Genomic DNA, 18450 nt, shown 5'->3' on the forward strand with positions numbered 1-18450 from the left:
GGTACCGACCGAGATTGTCCGAGCGCCACTGCGTTCGCCTGGAATACGGACTTTTCGCCGTCGCAATCCCTCTTCAGCCGAGAGCTCCTTCCTCAACCGGTCAAATTCGGAGGATAGGGGTTACGATTAGACGGGTCTCGAAAGCTTGCTCGCCGTAGGCCAGTATTATTAAGGGAGAAGCAGATACCGCCAATTCTCACCTGTGGCGTTGAATGGTCTTTCGTTCGCCTAAAATAGAAAGCCCGATGGCTTCTCTATCGTGGGTGGTGTTATGAGGCAGCGTCGACTTACAGCCTATTTTTCTACCCCGCTGTCATCCCCCGTTTATTCTGAGCATCAGAGAGTTATAGCCCTCCATCAGGGCTACTTTTGGCCGAAGGTAGTCGTTCGTGAACGGCTGCTTTCGGCCAAAAGCAGACGCTCGCACTCGACCGTTAACGGCCACTAGCGGGCGATGATTGTGTGTTTACCGTAATGCGACCGAGGCGCCGTTCCCATGCGTCGCCTCCTAGGGTTAAGCCTCCAGGTACGACTCAGCTCCGCTATCCAGCTCATCAAGTCACAGCGCAGGCGATTGATTGTTCTGTTTCCAAGCCCGCGGAGTTACACCTTCGGTTCGCACGAATGTTCGACAGAAGTGTGACTGGTCAGAGAAGCCACACTCCAGTGCAATGTCCGCAATTAGCAATCTCGACGTCTGAAGTAGCTGCTTGCCCCTCAAAATCCGCTGCTCTCGCATCCATTCTTTGGGTGAGACGAGAGTGCTTCTTTTAAACTGACGGGTGAAATGGCTGCGCGATAGCGCACACGCTTGTGAGATAGCTGCCACGGAGATACCTGCGTCCAAGTTATCGAGCATCACCTGCTTGGCGCGCTGGATCTGCCAAGGTTTCAAATGTCCGGTTTGTTTAGTCAAATCCTTAAGTGAGGACGCGCATGTTTCCTTTTTCATCCTGATTCCTTTTTCCCAGTAGCCGGTTGATTAGCTCAATCCAGCGGTCAGTCGATTGGGAAAAATTTAACGGAAGTCGCGTCGAGATGGGGGCGCATTTTTGCGCTGCTGGAGGCGCAAAATTGCGCATTTTCAATAGTGTTTCCAGTGCTAGCCTCTGCTTCCCGACAACTCGAATCGACGTCATTCGATCCGTCATCTGCAAGGAGAAAGCAATGGCTGCTTCACAACCGCACGGCAAAAACACCGCTTACTGGGGAGTCTCATGGGAGGAGGGCTACGGCTACCCCCAGGCCAGAAAAGTTGGAAACGAGATCTATATCTCGGGTCAGTTCAACCACGATGAGGCGGGTAATCTCGTTGCTCCCGCGCCCCTGAATAGCGAGGGCAAACCGAGCGATTTCTCATCGATAGGAGAGCAGATGCGCGTCTCCTACGACAACATCGCCAAGTTGCTCGCGCTCTATGGAGCAACCCTTAATGATGTCGTCGAAGAAACGCTCTACGTCTTGGATATGGACGCGGCATTCGCCGTGGTAGGTGATGTGCGCAAAGCCGCATATCGCACTGAGCGGCCCCAGTGCGCGAGCAATATCATCGGTGTATCCAGGTTGGCTCAACGTTCACAGCTGATTGAAATTGTCTGCAAGGCTGTCATCGGATCTAGCGCCGACTAAGAGACGCTCCCGGTTTCGCCCTGCGCAACCGGGAGATTCAGCTGCCCTTCGATCAAAGGCTTTTGATGCGCTACGGCTGCTGCACAAAAAGTCATGAATGCTTTGACTCTCCATGACTTTCGAATGTCCTGATGCGTAAGCAGCCAGAGCTCGTCCTGTAGCTCGCGCACAACTGGCCCTACGCGTGTTAACCCAGGCGTAATGTCACCCAGCATGCACGGAAGAAACCCATAACCAAGTCCTGCCGCAATGGCGACGCTCGCGGCCGCGACTGAGTCCGTACGATAAGAAATACAGTCGGCGCTGACTCTGTCTTCGACGTAGCTTTTGGCCTTCAGTCCACATAATCCTGCGGAATAGGACACCCACGGTTGGCCTTCTGCGAACGGGGCACTAGTCGCTTGTTTTATGCTGCCATAAGGCGCCCATGCGATCGAAGCGAGCTTGCGCCCGACTAGACTTTCGGCAGGTTTTTTGGTCGCTCTCACCGCTACGTCAGATTCATCGCGAGCCAGACTTAACGTCTCGTTGCCAACCAGAACCTCGATGGCAATTCCTTCATTAAGTGCCTTGAAGTCGGCGATGATCGGCGTGAGAAAATACAGCAGCAGCGAGTCGCTGGTAGTGATCCTAAGCTTTCCAAGCAGCCCTTGACCTGCCCGAGAAACCCGACGTGTAACGCTGACGATATCAAGCTCGACGCGTTCGGCGAGCGCTCTTAATTCAATACCTTCGGGCGTCAGCATGTACCCAGAGCGGCGGTGGTCAAATAAAGCGACCCCAAGTGTCTTTTCCACTTGAGCCACACGACGCGATACGGTGGATACATTAATCCCCAACCTCTTTGCAGTCGTTGCTCTATTACCGCATTCGCTTAGCGTTTTGATGATTCGCAAGTCGTCCCAAGAAAGCTGACTTACAGCATCGCTTAAATTCTGGGTGACGCCGATTGGTACGGGCGGATTGATTGAAGCTTTTTCTGATGTTGGTTTCACGCCAAGCATCCCAAACTAAGGTTGCTCATCATACGAAATGGCTGGAGGCGAACCAAGGAGTCAAGTGCACAAGCGGACTCGACCCGAGCAACCGGCCAGGATGTTCGGGTTAGATAGGGTGGCGTCAGTCGTTCGGGCGAGTATTAAGCCTTTACCATTTCCCCTGACCAACTTAGTCGTGCAGCTTTAATCACTTCATTCTAATCAGTCGAACGTCCGCTTTTGGCCGGAAGCAGACGCTTATGAATGACCGCTTTCGGCCAAAAGCGGACATAAATGAGGCATGCATATAGCAAAGGTGGTCACCGCTGCGGGCTTGCCCATGTGGGTCTTTCGTTCAAGGCGTGCTGGGCGTGTCGGCACCGGCCAGCTGAGGATTCATAGATACAAGGTGGGCAACCATGGGGGGAATGTACGTAATCAAGGGCCCGAGTTGATCGCGTCAATCGAGGTAAAGTTAGCGCAAGAAAAAATAAGAGGCCGAGCGCACGATCCGCACCGAATACATGTCTACACGACCTCTTCGCGTTTCTATGCCCTACCGCAAGGTATACCCACCATCTACCACAATATCTTGGCCGTAAATGCCACGTGCTCGCTCTGATAGAAGGAACAGAATCACATCTGCCACCGCTTCCGGCTCAAGGAACTTACCCTCTAGTAAGCGCTGATTGACCGTTTCCGCGACTGAGGACAACGTCGCATTATCCAACCCTAGTGATCGCCAGATCGGCGTAGCTGTTGGCCCTGGCGATACGACGTTCACTCTAATTCCGGCCTCAGCCTGTTCGACGGCTAAGGTTCGAGCATGCGCTGTCAGTGCTGTTTTCGACGCAATGTAGCCAGCCAAGCCTGGGAAGGCCAAAGCGGAAAGAAAAGTCCCCACAAATACAACCGAAGCGGGTCTCGCCAATTGGGCTCGCAAAGCTGAAAGCGTGTTAAGCGCACCTGCTCCGTTGATGGCCCAATTTCGCTCGAATCCCTTACTCGCCAAGCTGTCTTCAAGTACAGCGACTCCTGCATTCGGTACTAGAAAATCTACAGGCCCGATTCTGGAGACGCAGTGTGCAAGCTTCTCAAGATCCGAACTTACCGTAACATCGCCACTGACAATATGGAGGCGATCACCATGAACGTCTTTGAGTGCAGCCAGGCCGCCCCGGCCACGGGACATCGCCACTACCGTCGCTTCATAGCTTAGTAATCGTTGAACGACTGCCAGTCCGATGCCTGAACTTGCTCCGGTTACCACAGCGACACGATTGTCGAACTCACTTTTCATGTTTCAGCTCCTTGGGTATTAAACCATTTACCCATCACTGACACATTTCATGCCAACCTAAAACGTCATAAAAATCAGGGTGCAGAAGCTATACCGAGTCAATTTGACCATTATTCGTTTTAGTCGAAATGACGACAAATAGGTTTTTTTGACACGCACCAATGGCTGTGTTCTCAAGTGCGTTATAGGACTGAAAATCCGATCGCATCGAATTTCTTTGAAAGGAAAATACCACTCCACTCTTCGTAAACACGCCCGAGTTGCTCTGCGAACTGCGGATTGACCGCCCACCGCCCCACTCTCTTGCGATCTGTTTCGGCGTTTTCGACCGGCGAGAGGAATCAGTCTTCACAAAGGCGCTGCACCTGTTATCCACCCCAGAACTATCGCGCATCGCAACTCAGTTGCCGCTTACTGTGCCAGTTTATACACCGGCTTTGGGTCGCCTTCCGCCGGGTTCACGGACAACCGGCTTGGCAACATCGGCGAACGGCAAATCGCGAATCAGAACAGCATGGCTTAGTTGAAAGGTCTTTTCTTGGCCCTGTCTGACTAGACCACGCGTGGCTACAGTGGGCTCCAACAACCCTAAACCCGCTGCGAGTGACCGCCATGAACAACCGTATTGATTACTTCAAACAGTCGCCTCAGGCTTCCAATAAGCTGGTGGAGCTGACGATGCAACTGAGTAAGAAGCCGCTACTGGCTGACCTGGCCCACCTCATAATGCTGCGGGCGTCTCAATTGAATGGCTGCGCGTTCTGCGTGGATATGCACGTGAAGGAAGCCAAGATCCATGGCGAGCGCGAATTGCGCCTCCATCACATTGCGGTCTGGCGTGAATCGCAACTGTTCTCGCCAATAGAGCGCGCGGCGCTCGCCTGGACAGAAGCCCTGACCCAACTGCCATCCCACGGTGTACCTGAAAGCCTCTACGCGGATGTGCGTGAGCAGTTTTCCGAACAGGATCTGTCGGATTTGTCGTTCCTGATTGTCGCCATCAACGGTTGGAATCGCCTCAATGTGGCCTTTCAGGCAGTCCCTGGTTCGTCGGATGAGGTGTTCGGCCTGACCAAAGCCAACCTCAACTGAGCGCACGGTTTATCAACGCGCCAAGCTGCTCGCCCTGAGCAGCGCAGGCGCAGTTGGTGAAGCTCAGCAGCAGCCCAGATTGACGCCGCGACGAAACACTCCATCGCGACAAGGGTTGCACGGCGATGCCTTTGGCCAGCAGTTGCTCAGTCAGGGCAGTGTCGACTACTCCCTCCGGCAAACGGAGTACCAAGTGCATCCCCCCTGGCGAGCGCTCCACCAGCAGTCCATTGGGTAAACTCCGCTCCAACGCTTCAATAGTCAAAGCGCGTCGTTCGCTGTAGAGCCTTCGCATGCGCTGAATGTGCCGAGTGAAATGCCCCTCGACAATGAACTCTGCGACCAGCGCTTGAGTAATCGCTGGCGAGCCTGCGGAGAATAACGCCCGACTTACACGCTCAAACGCTGCCACTTGCCCCTGAGGCACCACTAGGTAGGCAAGACGGATACCGGGGAAAAGCACCTTGCTGAAAGTCCCGGCGTACAGCACGCGCCCGTTGCGATCCAGGCTCGCCAACGCCGGGAAGGGGCGACTGACATAGCGATACTCGCCGTCGTAATCATCCTCGACAACCCAGGCATCGCTCCGGGCCACCCAATCGAGTAACAACTGTCTCCGAGGCAAAGACAGCGCCATACACAGTGGGCTTTGATGCCCCGGCGTCACCATGACGACCTGTGCAGCCTGATGCCTGGCAATGGCCTGCTCCACATCCATACCTTCGGCATCAACTGGCACTGCCTCAAGCTCAATACCGAATTGACGAAGCACTTGGCGCGTGGTTGGGTAGCCAGGATCTTCGACCCAGGCTCGCTCCCCTGCGCGCAGCAAAGTATGTGCGATCAGCGACAGGCTACTGCGCCAGCCGCTGGTGATAAACACCTGATGGGCGCCGCAATCGATACCTCGAGACACCTGCAGATATGAGGCGATGGCGCTGCGTAAGGCAGGCAGGCCGTGCGGCGGCGGATAGTCCAGATCGCCTGAACGCATGCCTCGCAGATAACGGGCACCCAAGCGCGCCCAGATCTTGCGTGGGAACTCATCCATTGCAGGCACTCCCATCTGAAACGGCAAAAGTTGCGGTGGACGCCATAGTGCGTCTGGGGAGTTTTCAATCACCTCGCGGCTGACGGATAAAGCGGGGGCAGACAGTAGCGGCTTCTGCAATTCGGGATTGACCACGGTGCCCTTCTGCCCCAGGGCCAAGAGGTAGCCCTCGCTCGTGAGCAGCGAATAGGCCAGTTCGATGGTGCCACGAGCAACGCCGAGATCCTTGGCGAGAGCTCGCACCGAAGGCAATCGGTCACCAGGGGAAAGCGTGCCAGCGGCGATGGCGGCGAGTACTCGGTCATATAACTGACGGTACAGAGGCGAACCGGGTTGCCCATCCAAGGAGGCGAAAGGGTGCGAACAGGAAGTCATCATGGCCTAGTTCATATCTCACTTCTTGGTTCAATAAATTGAGGCAATGTTAGTTCAAGATTTGACCATCACAACCCACTAAGGCCTCTCCCATGACGTTCAATCTTCAAGACTACGTGCCCAGCGTGCTCGACTTGGCCGACACTGCCCTGCGTCCTCTAGACAGCCGCCATGACTTGAAAATCGCTTTCCCGGTAATGCAGCAATTGCGCCCCCACCTAACAAGCGAGGCCGATTTTATGAGTCGTATCGAACGAATGCGAGCCGGCGGCTATCGCCTGGTTGGAGCCTTCGAGTCATCGGCTCTCGTGGCGCTTGCAGGTTACCGCCTTCAGGAGAATCTGATTTATGGCCCATTCTTGTATGTCGATGACCTCATCACCGATGAAGCCCAGCGCGGCGGCCAGTGGGGCTCCCGGTTATTGCGAGCTCTGGAACGACTGGCTCGTGCCAGCGGTTGTGCTCGCCTTGTGCTTGACACGGGTTTGGCCAACGCGCGCGCCCAACGCTTCTACTTCCGCGAAGGCCTTTATACCGGCGCGCTGCGTTTTCAAAAACAGTTCGATACCCCATGACCGCATCACCCGTACAGGAGGCAATATCATGAACCCGTCTCAGAAGCCCCTCGCTCCTTTGCGAATCCTTCGCCTGATTGCCAGTCCCAACGGTAATGCATCTGAAAGCTTGAAACTGTCTGAGCGGATTCTGCACGCTCTGACAGTACGCGCTGGCATACGCGGGATTGAACTGACGGATATAGACCTGAACACGTTATCGCCAGTCGATGCGACTTATGCCCATGCCTTGGCCCATCCGAGCGAAATAGCTACCGAGGATCAGAAAGGTACATTGAGTCGCTCCGACCAAATGATCATCCTGTTGAATGCCTGCGATGTGCTGCTTATCGCTACTCCCATGCACAACTACAGCGTGCCCTCGCCGCTCAAGGCCTGGATTGACCACGTCGTACGCGTCGGAAAAACTTTCCTCAGCACATCAAAAGGTAAGGTTGGAACGTTATTGGATCGCCCCGTCTACGTTGCCGTAGCCACCGGCGGCTACATTAGCGGTGAGAGGGCACGGCAACCCGACTTTCTTCGTCCCTACCTATCCGCAGTGCTGAAAACCATCGGTCTCAATCAGGTGCATTACTTCACCGTTGAAGGCACAGCAAAAGGGACGGACGCGCTAAAAACGGCGCAGAAAATAGGGTACGACGATGTGCATACGTTCTTTCATGAGGAAATCGAAACTAGGACTCATGAAACAGTTGCCTGAAGCCGGTGCCCCAGACGGCCGAAGTACAAAGGTCGGCAGCGATGCCTGAAGCTGAGCCTAGCTTTTTGATTTTCGGGAGAGCTGTTCGCCCGGGTCGGCAGCCATGGGCCGCATGTCCCCCTCTTAATACCGCCTACAGAGAGGAATTGATCATGAGTCGCCTCAGTTGGTTTCAAACTTCACATGGTGCAGCCAAGTCGCTTGAAATTAATGACCCCGCCATGATCTACATACGGGAGATGCTGGAGCATGCCGACCGCCCCTACGACTTGCTTCCACCTCACCTCAAAACACCAGCGTTCTTCTACAGCTACAGGTAACAACCAAGTCTACTTTGGGGGCTATAGCATTTGAGACTGGCGGGATACTGATTGATCGGGGACTGGCGGGATGGAGCGAGGAACGGGCGTAAGGGCAGCTGCTGGTGGCAGATGACGAAGCAGGTGGATGCTTTTCCATCAACGGCGGCGGCTTGGGTGATGATGTGGGAGCGGTGTACTACTAGGCGCCCGATATTCTGCAGTGGGAGCCATTGGGCATCGATTATACCGCCTTCTTGGAATGAGCTGTGAGCAATCGTACGGCGGCCTACTAAGAGGGCCTACGTTGGTAATCCTGGCGCAACGACATTCAGTGAGTGGGCGGAGATCAATGCGTGTCTTTCTACCCATTCCTATGGACACGAGGGGCTGAATGGCAATAAGCGCGCAGGTTGTCAGCATGGCTGAATAGTATGATTTGAATTGCACATTAGCCGGCCAGTTGTACGCCCCGCCATCACTCCTAATTAAATTAAGCAGGCCGGCAGCGAGTCAAAGTGCGCTGGTTACGCACAGACATTTCAAAGTTGAAGCATTCACTGGACTCTTACTGAGACACTGACCACCTGCTTACGTCAGACTGACACTCCGGATAGTACGTTTGAACAATACAACACCGAGCCTTCGTTCGAGGTTTCTCTCTACCTAGCTTACAGCAGGGGGAGCCCCCCCCAATGGTGGGATGCCCAAGTGCAGCTGCGCTGCTTTGCTACCTCTAAGAATTTAACCAAGACCATCAAGCTGATCTTGGCGCATAAGTCCTCCGACCTTTTGTAATTTTGTTGGCAGCAATTGTTACGAAATTGCTCTACCTGCCTAGGAACACCGCAACGCAGATCATGGGTTGATTAGTACAAAGATCCACTCGGGAGAGAAGGCGGACAAGCGAGGAAAAGGACCACTGGATTTCGTTTTTATCAATAAAGTCGCGAGCACTGGTCTAACACAGACTGCCCCTCGGATTTTGCTGCAAAATTGAAACAAAAAATTTTGGTTCGCGGGCACGGGAATCGCACTTAGCTCGTTTTGCTGATGACTTCAGCCTGTCATTAGATGCGAAGGTTAAAGAGCGACAAGAAGTGGCGTGCCGCTTTGCACATCGGACATAGCTTGGAGGGGAGAGCTCTCTGAGTCCTAATGCTTCGCTAAGGGAAATACGTGACGTACTCCCCACGCCAATTTGAGCTACACGCACCCGATCCATTTCCGGTCAAATGTAAAGAGATTGAATAAGGCGTATTCAAAGTCTAGTTGCAGCAGAAACACGGTGTTCTGCCGCGTAGCTGCTTTACTTGAAAATTATGCTGCCTGCGAGGGCCTAGGAATGAATCGAAACGACTTGCGTCGCGTGGACATGAATCTTCTGGTTATTTTCGAAACCTTAATGTTCGAAAGGAACTTGACTCGGGCTGGGGAGAAACTGTTCTTAGGCCAACCCGCCGTCAGTGCCGCTTTAGCGCGGTTGCGCGACTTGTTCGACGATCCCTTGCTAGTACGCAACGGTCGTACCTTAGAGCCGACCCAGCGAGCGCTGGCAATTCTTAAAGAGTTGCAACCAGCCATGGACACCATCTCCGGAGCTGTCAGCCGAGCTAAGGATTTTGACCCATCCACCAGCCGGGACGTATTCCGAATCGGCCTTTCCGACGATGCCGAATTCGGCCTATTTCCACCATTGATCAATCAACTTCGCGAAGAGGCGCAAAAGGTTATCGTAGTGGTACGGCGGGTTAACTTTCTGCTGATGTCGACCATGCTTGCCTCCGGAGAGATTTCCGTCGGAGTCAGTTACACCACCGAGTTGCCGGCCAACGCCAAGCGCAAGAAGCTGCGGGATCTGCGCGTCAAGATACTGCGCGGCGATAATCGTCCTGGCCCCCTGACCTTGGATGAGTATTGCGAACGACCTCACGCCCTGGTGTCGTTTTCCGGGGATTTGACCGGTGCCATCGATACCGACCTGGCACGCATCGGCCGCTCGCGGCGAGTGATGCTGGCGGTACCCCAGTTCTCAGGACTGCGTGCCTTATTAGCGGGCACGGAAATGCTAGCCGCAGTGCCGGACTACGCGGCGTGCGCGCTGATCGATGGCAGCAGCCAGTTGCGTGCTGATGACCCGCCCTTTGACATCGTGCCGTCGGAGTTGTCGATGGTCTGGAGCGGGGTCAACGATAACGATCCGGCAGAGCGTTGGTTGCGCTCATTAATTGCCCAACACATGGCGACCCCTCTGCCGGTGTATTGAGCGAATTGAAATTTGGATCGGTCTCGCGCAGGAATATCGGCATGTCTGTCATTGGCGGAATGGCCGGAATGTCGAAATACATCTGGATAACCCACCCACGGTGATAGCTGGCGTGGTTGACCACATGCATCAGCATTGCTCCGGCACTCATGGTGCCGCGTTCCCCAGACACAAACGTGAACTCGACGAGTCTATCCAGCGATGCCTCGCTCTGCCGGGCGCTCCAGTCGCTGTACCAGTGATCGATCTCCTTTTGTGCCAAGCGCAAATCAGCGAGTTCGGGATGCAGCAGATCATGTGAAGTTTCGAAGCCGTGCCCCCGGCCTTCGAGGTGAGCCTGCCAAATGCAGTCCACGACGTAAATGTGATTCAAAGTGCCGATTACGTTTTTGAACACCGACACTCGCTCTTTGCTGACTTCGCCAGGAGGCAGTGCGGCCAGGCTGTCAAAGAGGCGCTGATCGGCCCAGCATTTGTAATCGGCAAGCATGCGGGCTGTGCGTACGTTGATCATGAGATTTCCCCAATTTAAATGGGCGTAATGCCAAGCATAGCCCTCACAACGAGCGGCATCGAAGACGCTGATTATCGGTCGGCAAGCGCCAGGGAGCCAATTGGGCTAGGAGACTCGAAGCCGGAAAGCGTAAAGGCGCTGCCTGCCCCCCTCAGTCTTTGCTGATCAGGGAGCCTACCAGAGTTATACGACGAAGCTGGATCAGTTGTGGAGGGTGAGCGCCAGGTAGCGGCGACGGGATGGGCCTCTGCCGCCTGAAAAACGAGCCGTCTTGAACGGCTGCTTATGGCCGAAAGCGGTCTACTGAGCATTCAATGCTGCCGTCGCGCTGTGCTTAGTTTTGTTGAGCACTTAACGGTGTCAGAAGGGTAGGGTTGCGGAAATGCCCGAAAAGATGCGGAAACGATCCGTAGACAGAGGAGCCAATTTCCTGAATGCCAGAAACGACAAAGCCCTGAATAATCAGGGCTTTGTCGTATCAAATATGGCGGAGGCGATGGGATTCGAACTCATGGACCTGTTACAGTCGACGGTTTTCAAGACCGTTGCCTTAAACCACTCGGCCACACCTCCGTTTGCGTTGCGGGCGCCATAATACCTGAATGAAACACACTGTCAAACTCTCTGCATGGCTTGTTACAGAGCGTCTGTTATGATCTTTGCGACTGAACGTTTCAAACCAACAGGAGTGTCGCCATGCGCGAACAGGATTACGCAGTTAATAACAGCGTGCAGGCTGAGCAGCTAGAGGTTAGCCGCGTCCTGCGCAACACTTATGGTCTCTTGGCTCTGACCCTCGCATTCAGCGGTGTGATGGCCTTCGTAGCCCAGCAGATGCGTGTCGGCTACCCGAACATTTTCGTGGTGCTGATCGGCTTCTACGGGCTGTTCTTCCTCACCAACAAACTCCGTGATTCCGCGTGGGGCCTGGTATCTGCCTTCGCGTTGACCGGTTTCATGGGTTTCCTGCTCGGCCCGATCCTCAACCGTTACCTGGGCATGCAGGGCGGCGCTGAAGTGGTCAGCTCGGCATTCGCCATGACCGCACTGGTGTTCGGTGGCCTGTCGGCCTACGTCCTGATCTCGCGCAAGGACATGAGCTTCCTGAGCGGTTTCATCACCGCCGGTTTCTTCGTGTTGCTGGGTGCGGTAGTCGCCAGCTTCTTCTTCCAGATCAGCGGCCTGCAACTGGCGATCAGCGCCGGCTTCGTGCTGTTCTCGTCGGTCTGCATTCTGTTTCAGACCAGCGCGATCATCCACGGCGGCGAGCGCAACTACATCATGGCGACCATCAGCCTGTATGTATCGATCTACAACCTGTTCGTCAGCCTGCTGCAACTGTTCGGCATCATGAGCCGCGACGACTGATCTTCACGGCTGTAATAAAAAACCCGCTTCGGCGGGTTTTTTATTGTCTGGAGAAAAGTGTCTGCTCAGTTGATGACGATGCTGCCATCCATTTGCTGACGGTAGATCGTGTAGGGCAGCAGCAGGGTGTCGAGTGCGCCGGATACCACGGCGTCCACCAGCACCACGGGAATTGCCGCGTTGCGGTGATCATCGGGATCGATGCCTGAGGCCAGCGGTGCGTTCAGCGTGCAGAAATCATAGGCGAGGCCGCTGTAGATTCTCGGTACCGCGCCGCAATAACTTTTCTGCTCTTTGAGTCCGTCAACGGCAGCCTGATCGTGGCGCGCCACCGTTTGAATCGTGCCGCAACCGCCGAGCAGCAGGGCCGCCAGCAGCATTGCCTGAGTTTTCATACCGCCATTCCTTAGCTGTGAAAAACCACAATTTACGCCGATCAGATGCAAAAGGCACCTAGGCCATCGGTGGCAGTCGCCGCTTGACCGGGGTCTTCTTGACGATCGCCGTATTGGTTTCCGCCAATGTATTGAGGCGGTCGAGCAGGGTGTCGAGCTGTTCCATCGAGCGCACATGCAGGCGGGCGATAAAGCAGTCCTCACCGGTGACCTTGTCGCACTCGGTGAACTCCGGGATCGACATGATCTGCCGTTCCACCTCCTGCAATTGCCCGGGCAGAGGTCGTACCCGGACGATCGCCTGCAGCTGATAGCCAAAACATTTCGGGTCAACCTCCACCGTATAGCCCTTGAGCACGCCGCGCTCTTCCAGACGCCGTAGCCGCTCGGCCACGCTCGGCGACGACAGGCCGCTGATCTGCGCCAGCGCTTTAAGTGAACGCCGGGAATCTTCCATCAAGGCACCGATGAGAACCTGGTCGATATCGTCAGTCATGTGTGAATTCCCGTATTAGGCAAAAGGTGCAAAACACCCACGATAAAAAAGGCCAAAAGGGAGTTTAGCCTGCTTTATGCGCTGGAGCAGCCTGGCGCTCGCTTGGCATACTTTCGCCATGCTTCACCTTAGCCTCAGGAGAACAATGATGGACAACGCAATCCGCCGCGGCTCGCTGGAAATGACCGCCGCCATGCTGATATCCGGGACGATCGGCTGGTTCGTGCTGGTGTCCGGGCAACCGGTGCTGGACGTGGTGTTCTGGCGCTGCGTGTTCGGCGCCGGGACCTTGCTGTTGATCTGCGCCGCGTTCGGCTTCCTTCGTCCGGGGATCCTCACCCGCACGACCTTTCTGCTGGCGGTGCTCAGCGGAATGGCGATTGTCGGTAATTGGGTGTTGCTGTTCGCGTCCTATTCCCGCGCCTCGATTGCGATCGGCACGGCGGTGTATAACGTGCAGCCGTTCATGCTGGTCGGTCTGGCGGCCTTGTTTCTTGGCGAAAAAATCACCTTGCAGAAGCTGTTCTGGCTGGCAGTTTCCTTCATGGGAATGCTGGCAATCGTCAGCGCCCATGGCACTCAAGGGGAGAGCGGCAACGATTATTTGCTGGGGATTGCTCTAGCCTTGGGTGCGGCGTTTCTGTATGCGATTGCCGCACTGATCATCAAGCGCCTGACCGGCACGCCGCCACATCTGATCGCGCTGATTCAAGTCTGCACTGGCGTATTGTTGCTCGCGCCGTTCGCGCATTTCGGTGCGCTGCCGCAAGGTGCCGACGCCTGGGCCAGTCTGGTGACATTGGGTATCGTTCACACCGGTCTGATGTATGTGTTGCTCTACGGCGCCATTCAAAAGTTGCCGACAGCGCTGACCGGCGCGCTGTCGTTCATCTATCCGATTGCGGCGATTTTCGTCGACTGGTTCGCCTTCGGCCACCGCCTGGAACTGCTGCAATGGATCGGAGTGGCGGCGATTCTGCTGGCCGCCGCCGGCATGCAACAAGGCTGGGGCTGGAAAACCCGGCGGCTGGCGGCACAGTAAGGTTCAGATGTTCCAGCGCGGCGCGGTGGCCGCCAGACGTTGGCGCATTTCGCTGATATTGGCTGCCAGTTGTCGCGTCAGCATCCGATAGCCGTCCAGCGTATTGGCAACCGGCGCATCCAGGTCCGCTGCCGGCAGTTCCATCGGACGCTCCAGCCGCTGCGACGCGCCGGTTTTCAACGCGCGGGCCATGCCGATCAGTTGCACGCGAATCTGCCGGTGCTCAGCCTTCAACGCCGTTTGCAGATGCGCCGTGGCCGCGGGGTCGCTAGCGTTGGGGCGGATATTGCCGAGGATTTCCAGGGTGCTGATGCACATGCGCAGGTTGCGCTGAATGGCGTCGAGCTCGGTCATGGAGATTTTCACTTCCTTGGACACCGACGGCATCAGCGAGCGTAATTGCACCATTACCGCGCCGACTTTGCTCATCAGCCGCACATGTTCGTCGGCGCTGACCGCTTCACCGTTGATGATGCGCCCGTACACCGTGGCGCAATCGCGCAAGGCATCGGCGAGGTTGTAGCGCCACGAGTAGACCGCGTACAGCGGGAGGGCGAAGGAAAAAGCCAGGGCGAGGGCGATGCCGATCAAGATGTCGACACCGCGCCACAGACCATCGGTGATCGGGTTATCGCCATGTCCGGCGACGATGAACACGGTGATGGCCGAGAGCAGGGCGGTGTAGCCACCCTTGCCGATCGCGTGATACGAGAAAAAGCCACAGACCACCGCCATGGAAAAATAGGTCAGCCACGGCAGGTCCAGCCACGCATGTTGCGCCACCAGCGCCAATCCGACCCCTGCACCGATCAACGTGCCAATGGCGCGCTCGGCGGCTTTCTTGCCGATATTGCCGTGGTGCTGCAAGCCACCGATCACCACCAGCATCGTCACCGATGCCCACTCGCCGTGGGGAAGGTTGATGCCGGTGGTCAACAGAATCGTCGCCAGCAACCCCAGCGCGACCCGCACGGAATGGATCAGTCGGGCGTGGCGGTAGCGCCGATACGGGTCCAGCAGCGGGCGCAGGATTCGGCGCAACAGTGGTGGCAGGCGGTGGGAGCTGTAAGTAGTCAGTGCGAACCTCGTGAGTCAGTCAAATCAATGGAAGGGGAAAATGTAATTCATCCAGGCCGACATGCGCAGCAGGATTTTGCGCATCGCGCCGATGTGATGGAAGTGCTGGCTGTACAGCGCCGCCTGTCCGTAAGCGCCGCCAGGCATGAGCGCGCTGTATTCGGCGAAAGCCGGGTCAGTGATTTCAATGATCACCGGCACCCGTCCCGCCGGTGGCGAGCCGGTGTAGCTGATCAGCGTGCCGGAAGGCTGCACCTGCCCCTCGGCGATCACGCCAATGACGCTTTTTACCCGTCCCGCAAAGACCTTGCCGGGAATGCCATCGAAGGCCACTTCGGCCTCATCGCCCACTGTCAGACGGAGCAGGCTGTTCTGACGCATCCACGCGGCAAAATACTGACCTTCCTGGGGAATAAACACCATCGACGGGCGCAGCGGCAGCTTGCTCGCCATCATCCCCGGTCGCAGCGAAACATGGGTCACAAAGCCTTTGCTCGGCGCCCGCACCACGGTGTTGTCCAGCTCGAACTGAGCATTGTCCAGTTGCGCCTGCAGATCGTCAGTGCGGGCGATGGCCGCGTCCAGTTCGCGTTGAGTACCGAAGTTGCGGCGAATCAGTTCGGTGATGCGATAACGGTCGCCCTTGGCGGCTACCAGCTGCGCCTTGAGGGATTTGAGCCGGTTCTGAAAAGGCGTAGGGTCGATGCGAAACAGCACGTCGCCTTTTTCCAGAGGCTCGTTGCCCTTGACCGGCACGTCGATGACCTGGCCGCTGACGATCGGAATCACCGGCACCGAGACAAAGTAGGAGCGCGCCACCTCGGAATAGGGATGGTTGTAGTTCATGGTGAAAATCAGCGCGCCGATGATCAGCACACCACCCAGAACAGCCGTGGGCACCGTCCACTTGTTCAGCGGAATGCGGAAGATCTTGAAGATGGCGACACAGAGTGCGGCGTAGGTGAGGATGAGCAACAGATCCATGCTCAGATCCCCCGCGTATCGGCAGCAGGGGCAGCAGGAAACTGCGCTTCGAGTCGCTCGATGCGGTCCTGCAGCTCCAAGACTTGCTGCTCCAGCCGGATGACATGGTTTTGCACGGGTTTGCCATCACCGAAACCCCAGCCGCGGTCCTCCCGATAGGCCATCGCCCAAATCCACAAAAACGGCCAGAGCGCATGCAGGGTGAACAGGCTGACCCAGCCAGTGGCATGAATGGCATCCTGGTGCGGGTGCTTGCGGTGGACGGCGATCTCGTACGGGATGTCATGCAGCACGATGATCCCGTAAAACAGCACTAGACCGACAAACACCAACAGGCCCAACGCGAAGTAATCGAGCATGGTCAGCCTCCCGGGCATCCAGCAATGCTGGGCTCAGTGTAGACACTGAAACGCCGGGAGGCGGCCGCTATCGAGCAGGATTAATCAACTCTGCCCGATAGCCGACTCAGAAGATGTAATCGGTGGTCAGGAAGCTCGAATCACGCCCGCGAATGATCTCGCTGATCAAATCCTTGTTGCTCTCTTGGAATTTGGTCGCCACCAGCGTGCGGATCGAGAACACCCGCAACGCATCGTGAACCGAGAGCGTGCCTTCGGCGGAGTTCTTGCGGCCGTTGAACGGGTAAGTGTCCGGGCCGCGCTGGCACTGGGCGTTGAGGTTGATCCGCCCGACCTGATTGGCGAAGGTGTCGACCAGTCGGCCGACCGCCACCGGGTTGGTGCCGAAGATGCTTAACTGCTGGCCGAAATCCGACTCCAGCACATAGTCGATCACGGTATCGAGATGACGGTAGGGCACAATCGGCACGACCGGGCCGAATTGCTCTTCCTGATACACGCGCATCTGCGGGTTCACCGGGTACAGCACCGCCGGATAGAAGAACGACGCGCGGGATTCGCCGCCATTCGGGTTGACCACTTGCGCACCCTTGCTCTGCGCATCTGCCACCAGGCCGTGCAGATAATCCACCTTGCCGGATTCCGGCAGCGGCGTCAGCGAAACACCGCTTTCCCACGGCATGCCCGGTTTCAGCGTGGCCAGTTTGGCGTTGAATTTCTCGATGAAGCTGTCGACCACGTCTTCATGCACGAAGAGGATTTTCAGCGCGGTGCAGCGCTGGCCGTTGAACGACAGTGAGCCGGTGACTGCTTCGCTGACAGCATTGTCGAGATCGACTTCGGGCAAGACGATGCCAGGGTTCTTCGCATCCAGACCGAGAGCGGCGCGCAAACGGTGTGGTTTCGGGTGCAGTTTCTTCAGGTCGCTGGCGGCCTTATTGGTGCCGATGAAAGCGAAAATGTCGATCTTGCCGCTGGCCATCAGTGCGCTGACAGTCTCGCGGCCGCTGCCGTAGATCACGTTGATCACACCGCTCGGGAAGCTGTCGCGGAAGGCTTCGAGCAATGGCCGAATCAAAAGCACGCCGAGCTTGGCCGGTTTGAATACCACGGTGTTACCCATGATCAGCGCCGGGATCAGCGTGGTGAAGGTTTCGTTGAGCGGATAGTTGTAAGGGCCCATGCACAGTGCGACGCCGAGCGGTACGCGGCGGATCTGCCCGAGGGTGTCCTGCTCCAGCTCGAAGCGGCTGGAGCGGCGATCAAGTTCTTTCAGGGCGTTGATGGTGTCGACGATGTAATCGCAGGTGCGATCGAACTCTTTTTCCGAGTCCTTGAGGTTTTTGCCAATCTCCCACATCAGTAGCTTGACCACGGCTTCGCGCTGCTCGCGCATGCGGCCGAGGAACGCTTCGACATGCTGGATGCGCTCGGCCACGCGCATGGTTGGCCACAGGCCCTGACCGCGGTCGTAGGCGCGGACGGCGGCATCGAGGGCGGTGAGGGCGGTGTCGGCATCCAGCAGCGGTGTGCTGCCGAGAATGACCTGTTCTTCACCGTTTGCGCCTTTCACGTAAACCGGGCTACGCACCTGCGCGAGCGGGCCGTCCCAGCGGCGCAACTGGCCGTCGACCAGATATTCGCGTTGCTCGACCTGAGCATCAAGGCGGTATTTTTCCGGGATGTCGCTGACAGAAGGGAACAGATTGCCAAGGATGTTTGCTGTGGTCATGTCGCTACCCCGTGTTGATGTCCGCATGCAGATCAAAAAGTCTCTACAGGTTATACGCCTGAATGTCCGTTGATTTAACCCCGTGAATGTCACGCGAATGTCACGCAACGGTGCTCCCACAGGTTCATGTGCACAACCACAAATCCCCTGTAGGAGTGAGCCTGCTCGCGATTGCGGTGTGTCAGTCACAGAAGAGTTGGCTGACCTGACGCCATC

At 56.5% G+C, this 18450-nt stretch carries 19 protein-coding genes, 1 tRNA gene and 1 pseudogene; 9 read left to right on the forward strand and 12 right to left on the reverse strand.

Features of this window, described 5'->3' with window-relative positions; all coding sequences use genetic code 11:
* Positions 1-559: 559 nt before the first annotated feature.
* Entirely contained in the window at positions 560-952 is a 393-nt protein-coding gene (locus DCO47_RS02515) for a helix-turn-helix domain-containing protein (protein ID WP_042609818.1), read from the reverse strand.
* A 215-nt stretch (positions 953-1167) separates the two neighbouring features.
* Here DCO47_RS02515 and DCO47_RS02520 point away from each other — a divergent pair, with 215 nt between their 5' ends.
* Entirely contained in the window at positions 1168-1629 is a 462-nt protein-coding gene (locus DCO47_RS02520; RefSeq protein WP_042609819.1) for a Rid family hydrolase, read from the forward strand.
* On the opposite strand, the gene DCO47_RS02525 is transcribed toward DCO47_RS02520, so the two are convergent.
* Positions 1626-2633: a LysR family transcriptional regulator gene (locus tag DCO47_RS02525; protein ID WP_116657382.1), complete on the reverse strand. Its 1008-nt coding sequence runs from the start codon at positions 2631-2633 to the stop codon at positions 1626-1628. The genes DCO47_RS02520 and DCO47_RS02525 overlap by 4 nt on opposite strands.
* A gap of 529 nt (positions 2634-3162) precedes the next feature.
* Entirely contained in the window at positions 3163-3906 is a 744-nt protein-coding gene (locus tag DCO47_RS02530) for an SDR family NAD(P)-dependent oxidoreductase (RefSeq protein ID WP_064361698.1), read from the reverse strand.
* Positions 3907-4518: 612 nt separating this feature from the next.
* Between DCO47_RS02530 and DCO47_RS02535 the strand changes: the two genes are divergently transcribed.
* Positions 4519-4998, forward strand: a complete 480-nt coding sequence (locus DCO47_RS02535) for a carboxymuconolactone decarboxylase family protein (protein ID WP_064361697.1) — start codon at positions 4519-4521, stop codon at positions 4996-4998.
* Here the strand turns inward: DCO47_RS02535 and DCO47_RS02540 are convergent.
* Positions 4991-6427, reverse strand: a complete 1437-nt coding sequence (locus tag DCO47_RS02540; RefSeq protein WP_064361696.1) for a PLP-dependent aminotransferase family protein — start codon at positions 6425-6427, stop codon at positions 4991-4993. The two genes, DCO47_RS02535 and DCO47_RS02540, sit on opposite strands and share 8 nt — an antisense overlap.
* 89 nt (positions 6428-6516) lie before the next feature.
* Here DCO47_RS02540 and DCO47_RS02545 point away from each other — a divergent pair, with 89 nt between their 5' ends.
* From DCO47_RS02545 to DCO47_RS02560, 5 genes and pseudogenes are all read left to right on the forward strand, one after another.
* Complete coding sequence (locus DCO47_RS02545; protein WP_042609823.1) at positions 6517-6999, forward strand: GNAT family N-acetyltransferase; 483 nt, start codon at positions 6517-6519, stop codon at positions 6997-6999.
* Between the two features lie 28 nt (positions 7000-7027).
* Positions 7028-7702 carry an FMN-dependent NADH-azoreductase gene (locus tag DCO47_RS02550; protein ID WP_042609824.1) on the forward strand — a complete coding sequence of 225 codons (675 nt, stop codon included), beginning with the start codon at positions 7028-7030 and terminating at the stop codon, positions 7700-7702.
* 152 nt (positions 7703-7854) lie between these two features.
* The gene (locus DCO47_RS27195; RefSeq protein WP_155400930.1) at positions 7855-8022 is read left to right on the forward strand and encodes a hypothetical protein; all 168 of its coding nucleotides are present in this window, start codon (positions 7855-7857) and stop codon (positions 8020-8022) included.
* A gap of 11 nt (positions 8023-8033) precedes the next feature.
* Positions 8034-8207 (forward strand): annotated as a pseudogene (locus DCO47_RS27200) (DUF2625 family protein); the annotation flags it as partial.
* Positions 8208-9346: 1139 nt separating this feature from the next.
* A complete protein-coding gene (locus tag DCO47_RS02560; RefSeq protein WP_042609825.1) occupies positions 9347-10267 on the forward strand; it encodes a LysR substrate-binding domain-containing protein in 921 nt (306 codons plus the stop codon).
* Here the strand turns inward: DCO47_RS02560 and DCO47_RS02565 are convergent.
* Both DCO47_RS02565 and DCO47_RS02570 read right to left on the reverse strand, forming a co-directional pair.
* Positions 10188-10781 (reverse strand): DinB family protein, encoded by a 594-nt coding sequence (locus tag DCO47_RS02565; protein ID WP_064361695.1) that lies wholly within the window; start codon positions 10779-10781, stop codon positions 10188-10190. The two genes, DCO47_RS02560 and DCO47_RS02565, sit on opposite strands and share 80 nt — an antisense overlap.
* 485 nt (positions 10782-11266) lie before the next feature.
* Positions 11267-11354 (reverse strand) — tRNA-Ser (locus DCO47_RS02570).
* A gap of 123 nt (positions 11355-11477) precedes the next feature.
* Here DCO47_RS02570 and DCO47_RS02575 point away from each other — a divergent pair.
* Positions 11478-12149 carry a Bax inhibitor-1/YccA family protein gene (locus tag DCO47_RS02575; RefSeq protein ID WP_042609827.1) on the forward strand — a complete coding sequence of 224 codons (672 nt, stop codon included), beginning with the start codon at positions 11478-11480 and terminating at the stop codon, positions 12147-12149.
* 65 nt (positions 12150-12214) lie between these two features.
* On the opposite strand, the gene DCO47_RS02580 is transcribed toward DCO47_RS02575, so the two are convergent.
* The gene (locus DCO47_RS02580) at positions 12215-12544 is read right to left on the reverse strand and encodes a YceK/YidQ family lipoprotein (RefSeq protein ID WP_042609828.1); all 330 of its coding nucleotides are present in this window, start codon (positions 12542-12544) and stop codon (positions 12215-12217) included.
* 58 nt (positions 12545-12602) lie between these two features.
* Complete coding sequence (locus DCO47_RS02585) at positions 12603-13040, reverse strand: Lrp/AsnC family transcriptional regulator (protein ID WP_042609829.1); 438 nt, start codon at positions 13038-13040, stop codon at positions 12603-12605.
* Positions 13041-13188: 148 nt separating this feature from the next.
* Here DCO47_RS02585 and DCO47_RS02590 point away from each other — a divergent pair, with 148 nt between their 5' ends.
* The gene (locus DCO47_RS02590; protein WP_083352847.1) at positions 13189-14082 is read left to right on the forward strand and encodes a DMT family transporter; all 894 of its coding nucleotides are present in this window, start codon (positions 13189-13191) and stop codon (positions 14080-14082) included.
* 3 nt (positions 14083-14085) lie between these two features.
* On the opposite strand, the gene DCO47_RS02595 is transcribed toward DCO47_RS02590, so the two are convergent.
* From DCO47_RS02595 to DCO47_RS02610, 4 genes are all read right to left on the reverse strand, one after another.
* Positions 14086-15126, reverse strand: coding sequence for an FUSC family protein (locus tag DCO47_RS02595; protein WP_177434299.1), 1041 nt, complete (start codon positions 15124-15126; stop codon positions 14086-14088).
* A 57-nt stretch (positions 15127-15183) separates the two neighbouring features.
* Positions 15184-16143, reverse strand: a complete 960-nt coding sequence (locus tag DCO47_RS02600) for an HlyD family secretion protein (RefSeq protein WP_056785734.1) — start codon at positions 16141-16143, stop codon at positions 15184-15186.
* Positions 16144-16145: 2 nt separating this feature from the next.
* Positions 16146-16502 (reverse strand): DUF3302 domain-containing protein, encoded by a 357-nt coding sequence (locus DCO47_RS02605; protein WP_065617261.1) that lies wholly within the window; start codon positions 16500-16502, stop codon positions 16146-16148.
* A gap of 106 nt (positions 16503-16608) precedes the next feature.
* Positions 16609-18234 carry an NADP-dependent glyceraldehyde-3-phosphate dehydrogenase gene (locus DCO47_RS02610; RefSeq protein ID WP_116657383.1) on the reverse strand — a complete coding sequence of 542 codons (1626 nt, stop codon included), beginning with the start codon at positions 18232-18234 and terminating at the stop codon, positions 16609-16611.
* Between the last annotated feature and the right edge of the window lie 216 nt (positions 18235-18450).

The organism is Pseudomonas sp. NDM, assembly GCF_003105095.1.
GTDB lineage: Bacteria > Pseudomonadota > Gammaproteobacteria > Pseudomonadales > Pseudomonadaceae > Aquipseudomonas > Aquipseudomonas moraviensis_A.